At 64.2% G+C, this 16,069-nt stretch carries 12 protein-coding genes and 1 pseudogene; 3 read left to right on the top strand and 10 right to left on the bottom strand.

Annotated elements, in window-relative coordinates; translation table 11 throughout:
- Window position 1: 1 nt before the first annotated feature.
- Window positions 2–157, top strand: a pseudogene (locus tag DJ563_RS04325) (LLM class flavin-dependent oxidoreductase); the annotation flags it as partial.
- Window positions 158–207: 50 nt separating this feature from the next.
- Here the strand turns inward: DJ563_RS04325 and DJ563_RS04320 are convergent.
- The 4 genes from DJ563_RS04320 to mdlC all read right to left on the bottom strand — a co-directional run bounded on the left by DJ563_RS04320 (window position 208) and on the right by mdlC (window position 6,058).
- On the bottom strand, window positions 208–1,461 hold the full coding sequence (locus DJ563_RS04320; protein WP_033697229.1) for an OprD family porin: 1,254 nt from the start codon (window positions 1,459–1,461) through the stop codon (window positions 208–210).
- 118 nt (window positions 1,462–1,579) lie between these two features.
- On the bottom strand, window positions 1,580–3,055 hold the full coding sequence (locus DJ563_RS04315) for an aldehyde dehydrogenase family protein (protein WP_434518884.1): 1,476 nt from the start codon (window positions 3,053–3,055) through the stop codon (window positions 1,580–1,582).
- A 14-nt stretch (window positions 3,056–3,069) separates the two neighbouring features.
- Entirely contained in the window at window positions 3,070–4,410 is a 1,341-nt protein-coding gene (locus tag DJ563_RS04310; protein ID WP_434518883.1) for an MFS transporter, read from the bottom strand.
- 61 nt (window positions 4,411–4,471) lie between these two features.
- Window positions 4,472–6,058 carry a benzoylformate decarboxylase gene (mdlC, locus tag DJ563_RS04305; RefSeq protein ID WP_434518882.1) on the bottom strand — a complete coding sequence of 529 codons (1,587 nt, stop codon included), beginning with the start codon at window positions 6,056–6,058 and terminating at the stop codon, window positions 4,472–4,474.
- A gap of 126 nt (window positions 6,059–6,184) precedes the next feature.
- Here mdlC and DJ563_RS04300 point away from each other — a divergent pair, with 126 nt between their 5' ends.
- Complete coding sequence (locus tag DJ563_RS04300; RefSeq protein WP_186659959.1) at window positions 6,185–7,081, top strand: LysR family transcriptional regulator; 897 nt, start codon at window positions 6,185–6,187, stop codon at window positions 7,079–7,081.
- Here the strand turns inward: DJ563_RS04300 and DJ563_RS04295 are convergent.
- Window positions 7,078–8,409, bottom strand: coding sequence for an MFS transporter (locus tag DJ563_RS04295; RefSeq protein ID WP_434518881.1), 1,332 nt, complete (start codon window positions 8,407–8,409; stop codon window positions 7,078–7,080). The genes DJ563_RS04300 and DJ563_RS04295 overlap by 4 nt on opposite strands.
- A 564-nt stretch (window positions 8,410–8,973) precedes the next feature.
- Here DJ563_RS04295 and mrdA point away from each other — a divergent pair.
- Complete coding sequence (gene mrdA / locus DJ563_RS04290) at window positions 8,974–10,866, top strand: penicillin-binding protein 2 (RefSeq protein ID WP_434518880.1); 1,893 nt, start codon at window positions 8,974–8,976, stop codon at window positions 10,864–10,866.
- 121 nt (window positions 10,867–10,987) lie between these two features.
- On the opposite strand, the gene DJ563_RS04285 is transcribed toward mrdA, so the two are convergent.
- The 5 genes from DJ563_RS04285 to DJ563_RS04265 all read right to left on the bottom strand — a co-directional run bounded on the left by DJ563_RS04285 (window position 10,988) and on the right by DJ563_RS04265 (window position 15,959).
- Entirely contained in the window at window positions 10,988–11,704 is a 717-nt protein-coding gene (locus tag DJ563_RS04285; RefSeq protein WP_274100314.1) for an ABC transporter ATP-binding protein, read from the bottom strand.
- Window positions 11,701–12,474 (bottom strand): ABC transporter ATP-binding protein, encoded by a 774-nt coding sequence (locus DJ563_RS04280; RefSeq protein ID WP_274100315.1) that lies wholly within the window; start codon window positions 12,472–12,474, stop codon window positions 11,701–11,703. The genes DJ563_RS04285 and DJ563_RS04280 overlap by 4 nt, the downstream gene beginning before the upstream one ends.
- Window positions 12,471–13,718 (bottom strand): ABC transporter permease subunit, encoded by a 1,248-nt coding sequence (locus DJ563_RS04275; RefSeq protein ID WP_274100316.1) that lies wholly within the window; start codon window positions 13,716–13,718, stop codon window positions 12,471–12,473. The genes DJ563_RS04280 and DJ563_RS04275 overlap by 4 nt, the downstream gene beginning before the upstream one ends.
- Window positions 13,719–13,731: 13 nt before the next feature.
- Entirely contained in the window at window positions 13,732–14,670 is a 939-nt protein-coding gene (locus tag DJ563_RS04270; RefSeq protein WP_274100317.1) for a branched-chain amino acid ABC transporter permease, read from the bottom strand.
- A 140-nt stretch (window positions 14,671–14,810) separates the two neighbouring features.
- The gene (locus tag DJ563_RS04265) at window positions 14,811–15,959 is read right to left on the bottom strand and encodes a branched-chain amino acid ABC transporter substrate-binding protein (RefSeq protein WP_274100318.1); all 1,149 of its coding nucleotides are present in this window, start codon (window positions 15,957–15,959) and stop codon (window positions 14,811–14,813) included.
- Window positions 15,960–16,069 lie beyond the last annotated feature (110 nt).

Genomic DNA, 16,069 nt, shown 5'->3' with positions numbered 1-16,069 from the left:
GTTGGCGCAGGCCTTGCTGGATTATGTTGATCTAGGCGTGAGTACGTTTCTCAACCGTGGGTATGACCCGTTGTATGACACGGTGGATTACGGGCGCTGGGTGATCCCGGCGGTACGCGAGGAAGTGCGCCGGCGCCAGGCTCGATTCGCCGGGTAAGTGCAGTTTCCAGGGTGCTGTGGGAAAGGGGCGCACAGCGCCCCCAGCGGTCACAACGAAAACGGATAACTCACGATCAACCGCGTCTGGTCGAAGTCACCACTGAAGCTGCGCCGGTTGCTGGCGTTGTTCAACCGAATGTTGAGGTTCTTCAAGGTGCCACTCTGGAAGGTGTAGTTCACCTCGGTGTCACGCTCCCACTCCTTGCCATTGCTGCCCGCCCCCGTGGTGGCATTCTCGCCGTGCCCATAGCGCACCATCGCCAACAACCCTGGCACGCCCATCGCGGCAAAGTTGTAGTCATAACGCACCTGCCAGGAACGCTCGTCGGCGTTGCTGAAGTTGCCATTGAACATATCGTTGCCCAAGGTCCGGCCACTGCTGCCATACACCGACATCCACTGGCTGTCACCGCTGACCTTCTGCAACCCCAGGTACACCGTGTGCCCGCTGTGCGAAGCCGACACCAAGCCATACGCCGTGCGGCTCTGGATATCGCCAATGCGCGCCTGGCCGTCTTCCTTGTCGATGAAATAACCCAGGTTGGCCGCCAGCGTCCAGTTACCCAGCGGCTGCGTGTGCAGCAGGTTGAAGTAGCTTTGCTGGTAGATGTCTTCGAGCTGCGAATGCCAGGCACCGACCAGCGTGCGCTGCTGGTTGAAACGGTACTCGGCACCGGCGTAATTGAACCCGTCAGCCATCACCCCCGGCGCCGCCCAGGCCGACAAGTCCTGCATGTTGGACGAGTTGCGCAGGCTCACCTCACGGTACTGGCCAGCCTGCAGGCTCAGGCCTTCTATCTCGCGCGAGTCGAGCATCGCCCCGCGGAAGGTCTGCGGCAGCAAGCGGCCATCGTCGTAGCGCAACAGCGGGATGTCGGGCATCAGCTCGCCCACTTTCAGCTCGGTTGCCGAAATGCGCAGCTTGGCCGCCAGCCCGGCCCGCCCATAGTTGTCTGCCGCACGCCCGTCATCGTGCACCGGCAGCAACTCGGAGCCACTGGCATCGCGGCTGCTGTCCAGCTTCATGCCGAACAGGGCAATGCCATCCAGGCCGACGCCGACCAGGCCAGGGGTATAGCCGGAGGTGAACTTCAGAATGAAGCCCTGGGCCCACTCGTCGACCTTGCTCTTGGCCGCACCCGAATCGCGAAAATCCCGGTTGAAGTAGTAGTTGCGCAGCGTCAGCCCAGCCTTGGCATCTTCGAAGAAGCCGCCCTCCTCGGCCCAGGCAGGCAGGCTCAGGCCTGACACCAGCGAAACGGCAACGGCCGTACGGGCCAGGGTGCAAGACGTGTCGATCATTATTATTGTTCTCCGCTTTTCATGGACGCAGCCGGCCCCTGCGGGCGGCTCGGCGCCCGTCATCGGGTGGCTGCTGGGGTGCCCGGCCGGGCCGGGCAGCACTCAGGGGTTCAGTGCATCAGAAGGGGTACGCGCGCGGCGTGTGCTGCACGCTGACCCAGTGATCGCGGGTGAACTCATCGATCGCCCAGTCACCGTTGAAGCGCCCGAGCCCGGAGTTTTTCTCGCCACCGAACGGCGCATTGGCCTCATCGTTCACCGGGATGTCGTTGATGTGCGTCATCCCCGCACGCACCTGGCGGGCAAAGCGCACGGCACGCTCCAGGTTGCGGCTGAACACCGCGCTGGAAAGCCCGAACTCGCTGGCGTTGGCCAGCGCCAAGGCATGGGCTTCATCGCGCGCGCGCAACAGGCCGACCAGGGGGCCGAAGATTTCATTGCGGGCCAGGTCCATGTCGACCGTGACTTCGCCATACACATGCGGCGCCAGCAGGTTGCCGGTCACCCCACCCTCGTACAAAGGCTCGGCGCCCTCAGCCCGGGCCAGGCTGATTTTCTCTTGCAGGCCCTGCAGTTGCCGGGCGTTGATCACCGGGCCGATCACCGTTGCCGGCAAATTCGGGTCCCCCACCACCAACGCTTTGACGCGTGCGACGAAGCGCTCGGCAAACGCCTCGTAAAGGCTCTCATCGATAATGATCCGGTTCACCGCCATGCAGATCTGCCCCTGATGCAGGAACTTGCCGAACACGGCAGCGTTCACCGCCTGGTCGAGATCGGCATCGTCCAGCACCACGAACGGGCTATTGCCGCCCAGCTCCAGCGCAACATGCTTGAGGTGCTGGCCACCGCTGGCGATACGGCCGATGCCGCGCCCCACCGGGGTGGAACCGGTAAAGGTGATCAACGAGGGCAGCTCATGCTCGACAAAGGCATCGCCGATTTCACTGCCTGCACCGACCACCACGCTGAGTACGCCCGCCGGCAGCCCGGCTTCTTCGAAGATGCGCGCCAGCAGCAAACCGCCGCACACCGGCGTATCGCTGGCGGGCTTGACCACTACGGCATTGCCCAGCGCCAGGGCGGGGGCAATCGAGCGTTGGGTCAGGTGCAAAGGGAAGTTCCACGGGCTGATGACCCCGACCACGCCCAAGGCGCTGCGGTACACGCGGCTTTCCTTGCCCGGCACGTTGGAGTCGACGATACGCCCGTGCACCCGCGACGGAAACGACGCAGCCTCCAGCGCAATTGCCCGCGCCGCACCCCATTCCAGTTGCGCCTTGAGCCGGGTGCTGCCGGACTCGCGAATGATCCACTCGACGATTTCTTCGCGGCGACGGTCAAACACCGCCACCACCTCATGCAGCACCGCCGCCCGCGCCGCTGGCCCCAGGCCCGCCCATTGCGGCTGGGCCTGGGCGGCAGCGCGGTAGGCCGCATCGAGGTCATCACGGTTGGCCTGTGGAATCTGCAGCAACAAGGCGTCGTCGAACGGGTTGTGCACGTTCAGGGTCTTGCCGGCAGCGCCGGCGCGCCATTGGCCGGCAATCGGCTGCAGGTGAAGGTCACGGTAACGCGGGCAGGTATCAGACATGAAAGGCTCCTTGGTCAAATCGTAGGTTTGTTGGCCACTTCCGGCGCGTCGGCCGGTTGCGGTGCACGCACGTGGATGCAGACGATGGCCAGCGCACCGATCACCCCCGGCAAGGCGAAAGCCAGGAAGTTCTGCTGCAACGGCAACTGCATGGACAGCAGGCTGCCACCGAGCATCGGCCCGGCAATCGCACCCAGGCGGCCGATGCCGGCGGCCCAGCCGACGCCGGTGGAGCGGATGTGCGCGGGGTAGGCAATCGAGGCATAGGCGTGGATGACTGCCAAGGTGCCGATGGTGGTGGCCCCGGCAACCAGCAACAGCAGGTTCAGCAGCACAGGGCCAGGCTGCAAGCCCAATGCCGCCAGCGACAGGGCTGCCAGCACGAAGAACAGCGCCAGGGTGCGCTGCACCCCAAGCCGGTCGGCCAGCCAGCCGCCGAATAGCGCACCCAGCGTGGCGCCGATGTTCAGCGTCACCAGAAACGCAAGGCTCGAGCCCAGCGGATAGCCACCCTGCGCCATCAACTTGGGCAGCCAGGTGTTGAGGCCGTAGCTCATCAGCATGCACATGGCGAAGGCCACCCACAGCAGCAAGGTTGCCAATGCCTGGCCCTTGCCGAACAACTGCGCCACGCGCGCCGTGCGCACCGGCTGGCCGGCGCCCTGCAGGCGCAGCTCGGTACCTGGGCGAAACGCTGGGTCGACCTTGACCAGCAGCCGATCAAGCTCGTCACGGCGGCCCTTGAGCTCAAGAAACGCCGCCGACTCAGGCAAGTACCGCAGCATGAACGGCACCGCCAGCACTGGCAGCACGGCCACGTAGAACACCGCCTGCCAGCCCCACTGTGGGATCACCACGATCGCCAGCAGGGCCGACAGCACCGCACCCACCGAGTAGAAGCTGGACATCACGGTGATCATGGTGCTGCGCCGCCCCTGGGGGGCGAATTCGCTGATCAGGTTCACTGCGCTCGGCACCAGCGCCCCCAGCGCCAACCCCGTCACCAGGCGGCATGCACCGAGCTGCAGCGGGGTGCTCGCATGCCCGGTCATGAAGGCGGCGCAACTGGCCAGCAAGGTGGTCAGGATAATCAGCTTGCGCCGCCCATAACGGTCAGCCAGCGGCGCCAGCAAGGTGCCGCCGAACAACATGCCGAACAGTGCACAACTGCCCAGCGTGCCGGCTTCGATTGCACTGAGTTGCCACTCTTGCATCAGGCGCGGCACCACCGAGCCGTAGATCACCATGTCATAGCCGTCGAACAGCATGATGAAACAGCCCCACAGCAGTATCAGCAGGTGGGTGCGATTAAAGGGTGCAGCATCGATCACTTCACTGACGGAAGTCGTCTTCATAGCCACCTCGGTTTTTTATTGTTGTTGTGTTTCGCGCCAGGCGCGGCGGTTGCCCGATGCTTCAGGGAGCAATGGTCTGGGTCGGTACCTCGATCAGCACGGGGCGGTTACCCGCCAGGGCCGCGCTGAACGCACGGGCGAACTCGGCGCCGGTTTGCGCCTGCACAGCCTGTACGCCGTACCCCTGGGCGATGGCGCAAAAGTCCAGGCCTGGCACGTCCAGCCCTGGCGCATCGCTCACGTTCAGCACATCGGCGAACCAGCGCAGCGCCCCATAGGTGCCGTTCTTCAGAATGATGAACACCACCGGGATGTTGTACTGCGCAGCCGTCCACAGCGCGGTGATGCCGTAGTTCGCCGAGCCGTCGCCGATGATGCCGATGACGCGCCGCTCGGGCGATGCCAGCTGCACGCCGACCGCCGCTGGCAGGCCGAAACCCAAGCCCCCTGCGGCCGGGAAGAAGTAGCTGCCCGGCTCACGCATTGCAACACGCCGCCAGAAGGCACCGACCGTGGAGGTGGACTCCTTGACGTAGATCGCGTTGGCGGGGGCCAGCCGGTCGATCAGCTCGAAGACCGTTTCCGGGTGCAGCAGCCCGCCGTCGTCGGCCACCGGCTCCGGCTGCGGCAAGGCCACCGGCATGGGCCGCTCGCTCGGCGTCACGCCCGCCACCAGGGCTTCAAGTGTCAGCGCGATATCCGCGACCAGGGCATCACCCATCGGGGCGCGCGCAGCCTCGCCAGGGTCGCAGGTCAGGTGCAGCAGCTGGCAGTCGGCAGGCAGGTAGTCGCCCGGCGCATATTGGTGATAGCGAAACACCGGTGCCCCCACCACCAGGATGAGGTCGTGCTCCGCCAGGCAGCGGCTGATGCCTGCGATCGAGGCCGGCAGCACCCCACGGAAACACGCATGCCGCGTCGGGAACGGGCAACGTGAGGCCGACGGCGCCACCCAGGCGGTCATGCGCAGCTTTTCCGCCAGTTGCACCGCCAGGCCGTTGGCCCCGCAGCCATCGACATCCGGCCCCAGTACCAGCACGGGGTTGCGCGCCGCCGACAAGCGCTCGCACAGCCCCTGCACCTGTGCCGGCGAAGCCAGCCCGGCACTGGCTACCTGCCGACGGGCCAGATGCTCGACGCCCTTCGGTGCTTCGCAGGCCCAGTCGTCATAAGGGATCGATACATACACAGGGCCGCGTGGCGGCAGGCTGGCAGCATGGATCGCATGGCTGAGGGCACGCGGCACATCCTGCGCCGAGGCCGGTTCGTGGCTCCACTTGACCAGCGGCTTGGGCAACTGCGCCGCGTCCACATTGGCCAGCATGGCTTCCACGCCGATCATGCTGCGTACCTGCTGGCCGGCGGTGATCACCAGCGGGCTGTGGGAGTACCAGGCGTTGGTCAGTGCGCCCATGCCATTGCCGGTGCCGGCCGCGGCATGCAGGTTGACGAACGTCGGCTGGCCGCTGGCAAGCGCATAGCCGTCGGCCATGCCCACTACCGCCCCTTCATGCAAGCCCAGGACATAGCGAAAATCTTCTGGGAAGCCCTTGAGAAACGGCAGCTCGTTGGAGCCAGGGTTACCAAACATGGTGGTCAGGCCATGCTGGCGGAGGATGTCGTAGGCGGCGCTGTGAACAGTTTTCATAAAGACCCTTGCAGCTCGTTTTTAGAATTTGGGTTACTTTTGCAGCCGCTACCAAATTGATCAAATCGATACTATCTTTGGCAAAAATAAAACTGATCTATATGACTACGCACGACGCGAGTGCCCATGAGCCACATTGACCTGAACCTGATCCGCACCTTCGTCACCCTTTACGAAGCCCGCAGCGTCACCCTCGCCGCCGAGCGTTTGTTCGTCACCCAACCTTCGGTGAGCTATGGCCTGGCGCGCCTGCGCGAGCTGTTCGACGACGCCCTGTTCAGCCGCACCCGTGACGGCATCCAGCCGACGTTCGTTGCCGACCAGCTGTACGCGACGCTGCGCGACGCACTGACGCGCATCGAAAGCGCCGTGCAGAGCACCCGACAGTTCGACCCTGCCAGCACCGAGCGCAGGTTTCGCATCGCCCTCTCCGACCTTGGCGAAATGGGCTTTTTGCCGCTGATTCTGGCGCGCCTGAACCGCGAGGCACCGCAGGCCGAGGTCGAAGTGCTGCCCTTGCAGGTCGACCAGGTGGGCGAGTGGCTGGCCAGTGGCAAGATCGACGCTGCGATTTGCCGCCCACCCGTGCCCGGCACCCGCAGCCAGGTGCTGATGCACGAGCGCTACGTCTGCCTGCTGAGCAGCGCTCACCCGCGCATCGGCGACAGCCTCAGCCTTGAGCAGTTCGTTGCCGAGCGCCACATCACCGTCACCCGCACCACCGGCCACGGCAGCGTCGAGGATGTGCTGAACAGCATGCAGGTGCAGCGCCGCATCAGCCTGCACGTGCCGCACTTCTCGGTGCTGCCCAAGATCATCCCCGGCACCGACCTGCTGGCGGTATTGCCGGCCCAGATCGCCAGGCTGTTCATGCAGGACGGCGGCTTGAAGATGCTCGAATTGCCCTTCCAGGTGGCCGCGTTCGATGTCTCGCTAAACTGGCACCCCAACAGCGACAACTCTGCCGCCCTGCAATGGTTTTGCGCGACGGTCGCCGAGGCGATCATCGATGGCCAGGCCTAGGCGTCGACCATGGCGGGCTGCGCCGGCCTTGCCGCTGGCCTGAGCAACATCAGGCAACCTGCGGCCAGTACGAAGACAATGGCGAACACCCCGTACAGGTGCAGCGGTTGCCAGCCACCATCGAGCAACACGCCGGCCACGGTCGGCGACAGGATGGCGCCGATCCGGCCGATGCCGATGCCCCAGCCCACCCCGGTGGCGCGCACCGAAGCGTCATAAACCACCGGCGACAGGGCATACAGCCCCGCCACGCAGCCGTTGGAGAACAGCCCGATCAGCAGCCCCAGCGCCAGCGCTGCGCTGACCGATGAACCGCTCGCCACGAACAGCACCAGCAGCCCGGCGGTGATCAGCATGAACATCGACAACACGCGGCTCAGTGGCCAGCGCGACGACAAGCCACCAATCAGCGCCGCCCCGAGGATGCCGCCAACGCTCAGCAGCACCCCGCCGGTGATGCCCTGCTGCGCCGACAGGCCTGCGGCAACCAGCAGTTTTGGCGTCCAGCTCATGACGAAATAGAACCCGAACATCACCAGGAAGAACAGCAACCAGATCACCAGGGTGGTGCGGCGCATGTCGGGTGTCAGCAGCTGCCTGAACCCGGTGGCAGCGCCTGGCACCTTGAGCTGTGGCGCCGGCAATGCTGACAGTGCCGGCTGCCCCAGTTTGGCCGCCAGGCGGTTGACCCGCGCCAGGGCATTACGCGGGCGACGCGCCAACAAGAAGTCCAGCGATTCCGGCAGCCACAACAGCACCAGGGGGATCACCAGCACGGTGACGATGCCACCGAACAGAAACACCGAGCGCCAGCCCCAATGGCCCAGCAACCATACCGCCAGCAAGCCGCCAAGCGTGGCGCCCAAGGCATAACCGGTGGACTGCAGGCTCACCGCCAGGCCGCGCCAGCGTTTGCTGGCATATTCGCTGGCAATCACATTGCTGCTGGCCAGAATGCCGCCAATGCCAAGCCCGGTCAGGCCGCGCAGCAGCGCCAGTTGCAACGGGCTCTGGCTCAAGGCCGAGAGCAGCATGCCAACGCCAGAAAGCGCCAGGCAGAACAGAATCAGCGGGCGCCGGCCGAAACGGTCAGCCCACGGCGCGATGAACAGCGACCCGGCCGCCATGCCGAACAGGCCGGCGCTGAGCAACAGCCCCACCTGCGCCCCGCTCAGGCCCCACTCTGCAGAAACCGAAGCCGCCGTGAAGGCCATCACCAGCACATCGAAGCCATCGATCATGTTCAGCACGATGCAGATACCAATGGCCAGGCACTGGAATCGGCCCATCGGGTCATTGTCCAGACGCTGCTTGAGGTCGGTGTTCATGGGGTCACCTGCCGGCCGATGCTGACCACAGACGAGAGAAAAGACGTGCACACGCAAGGCGAGCAGCAGGAACCGTGACGGTTCCACGCCCGTGATAAGCCATTCATGACTGGACCCTTCTTGTAATTGTTGTCGCGCACGGCCGGAGGGCTCTGGCCGTCGTCAGGCGCTAATCAACCAGATAATGGATCCATAGACAATATGGTGAGTTTTGGTGAAACAATCAGATGGCACAGAAATTGGCAGACAACCAAGATAATTGATTATTTTTATCACTATTTTCAATAAGTTATGAATTTATCAATTTCTAGTTTTTCCGTTCGGTTACCGCACATCCGTTTTTATGGATCCACAAAGCACCTTTCTGCGAGTCATTCATCACGCCAACGAGCGCAGCCATGAACAAATCTTCATGTTGCCCGTAAGCACCCTGATCACGGGGGCCAACGGCCGATCGCCAGCCCCTGCCAACACCCGCCTGCCTTGAGGGAAAAGGACGCGTTGCGTAGCATCGCCGGCCCTGGGGCCGCTGCCCGGCCACACCGCTACCCCTCAGAGTTCCCCATGCCCCAACCCATCCCCCTCAAGGACCACGAAAAGGAAAAGCACCTGGTCAATCGCCGGCTACTGGCCTGCGCTGCCCTGGTCTTCAGCCTGGTCGCCGTCCTGGTGGGCCGCCTCTATGTGCTTCAGGTCGTGCAGCATGACCAGCAAAGCGCCGTGTCGGAAAACAACCGCGTGCACGTGCTGCCCATCGCCCCCGAGCGCGGGCTGATCTACGACCGCAACGGCGTGGTGCTGGCAGACAACAAACCCAGTTTCGACCTGACCATGACCCGTGAACGGGCAGGCGATTCGGCCAAAGTGCTCGATACCCTGGCGCAGGTCCTGAGCCTGACCGAGGATGACCGTAAACAGTTCGACAAGGACCTGCGCCGCGGCCGCAAACCGTTCGAGCCGGTCACCCTGCTGGTCGGCCTGAACGAAGAACAGATCGCCCTGATTGCGGTCAACCAGTTCCGCCTGCCAGGCCTTGATGTAGAGCCGCAGTTCATCCGCGAATACCCCCTGGCCGAGCATTTCGCCCATTCGGTGGGGTATGTCGGGCGCATCAACGAAAGAGAAGCCAAGACCCTCGACAGCACCGAGTACCGGGGCACCCAGTCGATCGGCAAGACCGGCATCGAGCACTTTTACGAAAGCCAGCTGCACGGCCAGGTGGGCTACGAAGAAGTCGAAACCAACGCCCAGGGCCGGGTCATGCGTGTGCTCAACCACAAGGCACCGACCCCCGGCAAGGACATCACCCTGAGCCTGGATGCCCACCTGCAACTGGCCGCCGAAAAGGCCCTGGGCGATCGACGCGGCTCGGTGGTGGTACTGGACCCGGCCAACGGCGACGTGCTGGCGATGGTCAGCAACCCAAGCTTCGACCCCAACCTGTTCGTCAAGGGCATCAGCTTCAAGCAGTACGCCGCCCTGCGCGACTCGATCGACCGTCCGCTGTTCAACCGCGTATTGCGCGGCCTGTATGCGCCGGGTTCGACGGTAAAACCGGAAGTGGCCATCGCCGGCCTCGACAGCGGCGTGATCACCCCTGGCAGCCGGGTGTTCGACCCGGGCTACTACGAACTGCCCAACTACGCGCACAAGTACCGCAACTGGAACCGCAGCGGCGACGGCTGGGTGGACATGTACACCGCGATCATGCGGTCCAACGACACCTACTTCTATGACCTGGCGCACAAGCTGGGGATCGAGCGCCTGCACGATTACATGGCCGAGTTCGGCCTGGGGCAGAAGGTGTCGCTGGACATGTTCGAAGAAGCGTCCGGGCTGATGCCGTCCGCCGAGTGGAAGCGTGCCACGCGGCGCCAGGCCTGGTTCCCCGGCGAGACGTTGATTTTGGGTATCGGCCAGGGCTACATGCAGGTCACCCCGCTGCAGTTGGCCCAGGCCACCAGCCTGCTGGCGAGCAAGGGCGTGTGGCACCGCCCGCACCTGGCCATGACCGTGGGCGGCGAGACGCCGGTCGACCCCAACCCCATGCCCGACATCGTGCTGCACGACAAGCACGCCTGGGACCAGGTCAGCCAGGGCATGCAGATGGTCATGCACGACCCACGCGGCATCGCCCGCGCTTCGGCGGCCGGCGCCCAGTACCGCATCGCCGGCAAGAGCGGCACGGCGCAGGTGGTGGCGATCAAGCAGGGCGAGCGCTACAACCGCAACAAGACCCTGGAGCGGCACCGCGACAACGCCCTGTTCGTCGGCTTTGCCCCGGCTGATCACCCGAGTGTGGTGGTGGCGGTGATGATCGAGAATGGTGAAGCGGGCGGGCGCGTGGCGGGGCCTGTGGTGCGTGAGGTGATGGATGCCTACCTGCTGGATGAGCAGGGGCATCTGAAGCCGGAGTATGCGGGGAATGTGGCGAGCAAGGCGGTGCCGCATGGTTGATTCGCCGCAGCATTTTCAGCGCCTATGAGATCGAGCGCCGCGCGGGCGGCGCTCGATTTCCGCACCACGTCAAAACCCAACCCATGCACCTGGTCGACTCACCCCTCCCCCGAAAAGCGGCTCATTCCCCAAGGTAAGCCCGCTTCACCTGGTCATCATGCAGCAGCTCCTTGGCGCACCCTTCAAGGCTGATGCGCCCGCCGTCGATCACATAGGCGCGCTGGCAGGTCTGCAAGGCCAGCCGGGCGTTCTGCTCCACCAGCAACAGCGTCACCCCACCCTTGACCACCTCGACAATGGTCTCGAAAATCTTCTGCACGATGATCGGCGCCAACCCCATGGACGGTTCGTCCAGCAGCAACAGCTTGGGCCGCCCCATCAGCGCGCGGGAGATGGCCAACATTTGCTGTTCACCGCCCGACATCGTCCCGGCCAGCTGGTGAGCCCGCTCCTTGAGCCGCGGAAAAACGCCATACATGCGCTCGATATCGGCGCCGATCGCATCCTTGCCATCGCGCCGGGTAAAGGCGCCCATCTCCAGGTTCTCGTGCACCGTCAGCTTGGGGAAGATCCCCCGCCCTTCGGGCACTAAGGCCAACCCTTCGCGGATCAGGTCATGGCCCTTGATCGATGCATGGGCTTTGCCGTCAAAGGTGATCTTGCCGTCGCTGGGTTTCAACAAGCCCGCCAGGGTCTTCAAGGTGGTGGTCTTGCCGGCGCCGTTGGCACCGATCAAGGCAACCATTTCGCCCTCGCCCACCCGCAGGTTGATCCCCTTGATCGCCTGGATGGCGCCATAGCTGACCTTGAGGTCGTTCACTTCCAGAATAGGTTTCATGCTACCGCCTCCGCACCAAGGTACGCCTCGATCACCCGTGGGTCCCTGCGCACGTCCGCCGGCAGGCCGTCAGCAATCTTGCGGCCGAATTCCAGCACGGTAATGTGGTCGCACAGGCCCATGACCAATTTCACATCGTGCTCGATCAACAGCACGGTCTTGCCATCCGCCTGCATCTTGCACATCAGCTGGCGCAGGCCTTCGGTTTCCGAGGCGTTCATGCCTGCGGCCGGCTCGTCCAGGGCAATCAGCTTGGGCTCGGTGGCCAAGGCCCGAGCGATTTCCAGGCGACGCTGGTCGCCATACGACAGGCTCTTGGCCAGCTCGCCGGCCAGGTGGGCAATGCCCACGTAGTTCAACCAGTGCCGCGCAGCCTGGCGGATCTCACGCTCTTCGCGCACGCAGGCCGGGGTCCGCAGGATGGCCCCGAACACACCGCTGCGGGTGCGCACGTGGCGGCCGATCATGACGTTCTCCAGCGCGGTCATGTTGTGGAACAGGCGGATGTTCTGGAAGGTGCGCGAAATACCCGCCTCCACCACCTTGTGCGGCTTGCTGATGCGCAACGGCTTGCCGTCGAACATCACCCGCCCCTGCTCGGCCCGGTACAACCCGGTAAGCACGTTGAACAGGGTGGTCTTGCCGGCACCGTTGGGGCCCAGCAGGCCACGGATCTCACCCCGGCGGATGCTCAGGTCGATGCCGTGCAACGCCTGCAGGCCACCAAAGAATTTGCTCACCTGGTGCAGTTCGAGAAGTACGTCGCTCATGCCTTGCCCACCTCTTTGGCCGGGAGTTCGAAAGAAGCTTCAGTCGCGGGCGCATGCACCGCAGTAGTGAGCGCCGCCGGCAGCGGCGCAAGCTCCGGGTCGGTATCGTGCAACTCGGCGGCGCGCCGGTTGGACGGCCACAGGCCCTCGGGGCGAAAACGCATCACCAGGATCAGCGCCAGGCCGAACACCAGCATGCGCAAGGTCGAGGCATCCAGCACGTTGCGCAGGATGTCGCGGCTGATGAAGGTGACGTTGTCCATGACCCACGGCTGGACCCAGTTGACCAGGTCGCGGAACAGCTCGGGCATCACCGAGAGAATCAGCGCCCCCAGCACCACGCCGCGAATCGAACCCATACCGCCGAGCACGACCATGGCCAGCACCATGATCGACTCCATCAGGGTGAACGACTCGGGGCTGACAAAGCCCTGGTAACTGGAGAACAGCACCCCGGACACACCCCCAAAGGTCGCGCCCATGGCGAACGCCAGCAACTTCAGGTTGCGCTTGTTCAGGCCCATGGCTTCGGCAGCCACTTCGTCTTCGCGCAAGGCCATCCAGGCACGGCCGATGCGCGAGACTTCAAGGCGCTTGGACAGCACGATGCAGAGGATGACGATGAACAGGAAGAACAGGTAGTAGCTGACCACCGGCGAGACATTCAGGCCGAACAGGCTCCAGCTCTGCTGCAACGACAGCAAGGGCGCGGGCGCCTCACCCACGGCATGCATCCAGGGCCCGGCGTCCATGTGCAGTGGCGCGATGTTGCTGATGCCTTGGGGGCCGTTGGTGAGGTTCACCGGCTGGTCCAGGTTGTTCATGAAGATGCGGATGATCTCGCCGAAACCCAGGGTCACGATTGCCAGGTAGTCGCCGCGCAGCTTCAGCACCGGGGCGCCGATCAGCACGCCGCAGATTGCAGCGGCGATCGCGGCCAGCGGGATGATCACCCACAGCGGCCAGTCCAGCACGCCGTCCACCAGCCCCGCCATGTGCAGATGCGGCGAGGCCAGCAAGGCATACAGGTAGGCACCGATGGCGTAGAAGCCGATGTAGCCCATGTCGAGCAGGCCGGCATAGCCGATGACGATGTTCAGCCCCAACGCCAGTAGCACATAGAGCATGGCGAAGCCCAGGATGCGCACCCAAGTGGGGCCCAGCATCGGGATGGCTTCGACCAGGAACGGCAGTGCCACGAAAGCGAGGATCAGCAGCAGGTATTGGGTCTTGAGGTTTTTCATGGGGTACACCTCCTCACGCCCGGTCGGCCTGGCGTTCGCCAAGCAGCCCGTTGGGGCGGAACAACAGCACCAGGATCAGCACCGCGAAGGCAAAGATGTCCTGGTAGTTGGCGCCCAGAAAACCGCCGGTGATCTGCCCGGTGTAACCCGCTGCGAGCGACTCGATCAGCCCCAGCAACAGGCCGCCGGCCATGGCCCCGAACAGGTTGCCGATACCCCCGAGCACCGCCGCCGAGAAGGCCTTGAGGCCCAGCAGCAAGCCCATGTAGGCGTCAGCCTGGCCATAGTTGATGGCGCGCATCACCCCAGCGATTGCCCCCAGGCTGGCACCGATCAGGAAGGTCGCACTGATCACCCGGTTGATGTTGATGCCCATCAGCCCGGCCACTTCCTGGTTTTGCGCGGTGGCGCGCATGGCCTTGCCCAGGCGGGTCTTGTCCACCAGCAGCCAGAGGCCAAGCATGATCACCACGGCGATCAGCATGATCGACAGCTGCACATTGGTGACGGTGGCGCCAAACACCTCGACCGGCCGGGTCTCGACCACTTCAGGGAAGGTCTTGTAGCCGCGCCCCCAGATCATCATCGCCAGGTTCTGCAGGACAATGGAGATACCGATGGCGAGGATCAGCGGGGTCAGCCGGGGCGCTTTGCGCAGCGGCCGGTAGGCGTACTTTTCCATGCCCTGGGCCAGCAGCATGCACACCACCACCGCGGCCATGATCGCCAGTAGCAAGGTGATGATGCCCGGGGCGAAACCTGCGCCCGCCAGCATCGTCAGTACCGAAATGGTGACCATGGCCCCGACCATCACCACCTCGCCGTGGGCGAAGTTGATCAGGCCGATGATGCCGTAGACCATGGTGTAGCCCAGGGCTACCAGAGCGTAGATGCTGCCCAGCACCAGGCCGTTGAGGACCTGTTGCAACAAGATATCGAAATTACCGTCCACGAGCTGAATCCTCGAAACTGCGTTGACGTCGGCGCGTGGCGGTACAGCGCCACGCGACCGACTGGCCTGGCAGGTGGAAAAAGTCTTGTTGTTATGTCGCAGGCGTGGGCCTGCTTGTTATTCGTGTGCTGCGGCCGGGGTCAGTCGCGCTCGACCGAGAGGGTCTTCCAGCCGCCTTCGGCGAACTGGAACACGGTCGCGGCCGGGCTCTTGAGGTTGCCCTGGTCGTCGAAGGCGATGGTGCCGGTCACCCCTTCGTAGCTTTCGCGCTTGAGCACGGGGAGGTAGGTTTTCGGCTCGGCGGAGCCAGCCTTGACCATGGCGTTGATTGCCGCCCAGGTGGCGTCGTAGGCGGCCGGCGACGACTGCACCACGCCCACTCCGAACTTGTCCTTGAGCTTCTGCTCGAAGGCCGCGCCCTTGGGCATTTCCAGCAGCGGTGTGCCGTAGTTCCAGGCGTAGGTGCCCTCGGCGGCACTGCCGGCCATCTGCTTGAACGAGTCGTTGGGCAGGTTGCCGATGTTCATGAAGCGCGCCTTCAGGCCCAGGTTCTTCATCTGCTTGGCCATGGGCGCCGCCTGGTAGTCGAGCGCGGCGAAGAACACCGCATCGGCCTTCTGCGCCTTGGCGGTGGTGAGGATGGCGTTGAAGTCGGTGGACTTGTCGTTGGTGTACTCGCGCACCACCACGTTGCCGCCTGCCGCCTTGACCGCCTTGGTCACCTCGTCGGCCAGGCCCTGACCATAGGCGGTGCGGTCATCGAAGATGGCGATACGCTTGGCCTCGAGCTTGCCGACCAAGTAGTTGCCGGCGTAGCGGCCGAGGGTGGCGTCGTCGTTGACCACGCGGAACACCGAAGGGATGCCCTGGCGGGTCAGCGCCGGGTTGGTGGCGGAGGGCGAGATCTGCGGGATGCCGGCGGCGGCGTAGATCTTCGAGGCGGGAATACTGGTGCCGGAGTTGTAGTGGCCGATCACCACCGCCACTTTCGAGTCCACCAGGCGCTGGGCCACTGCGGTGCCGGTGCGTGGGTCGGCCACGTCATCTTCGGAGACCAGCTTGAACTGGGCGACTTTGTCACCGATTTTCAGTTGCTGCTGGTTGGCCTCTTCCAGCGCAATCTGGATACCATGCTCGACGTCCTGTCCCTGGTGCGCAGAAGGCCCGGTCAGGGGGCCGGCGAAGCCGATCCTGACGATTTCACTGTCTGCTGCGTTCGCCGTCCCCATGGCCATCAGCACCGTTACTGCGGTCGCGAGGGCAGTACGCCCTCCCTTATTCTTATTCATGCTCAGCTCCCAGTTGAAATTGGACGAACCTCGACATCGTTCAGCGCATGCGATTTGGCCAGATCGCCATCGCACTTGTAAGATAACAGTCAGCAGGCAACTGTCAATGG

Source organism: Pseudomonas sp. NFX1, assembly GCF_051123555.1.
GTDB lineage: Bacteria > Pseudomonadota > Gammaproteobacteria > Pseudomonadales > Pseudomonadaceae > Aquipseudomonas > Aquipseudomonas capeferrum.
Note: the sequence above shows the minus strand (reverse complement) of the source record. Positions and strands in the feature narration are given on the sequence as shown.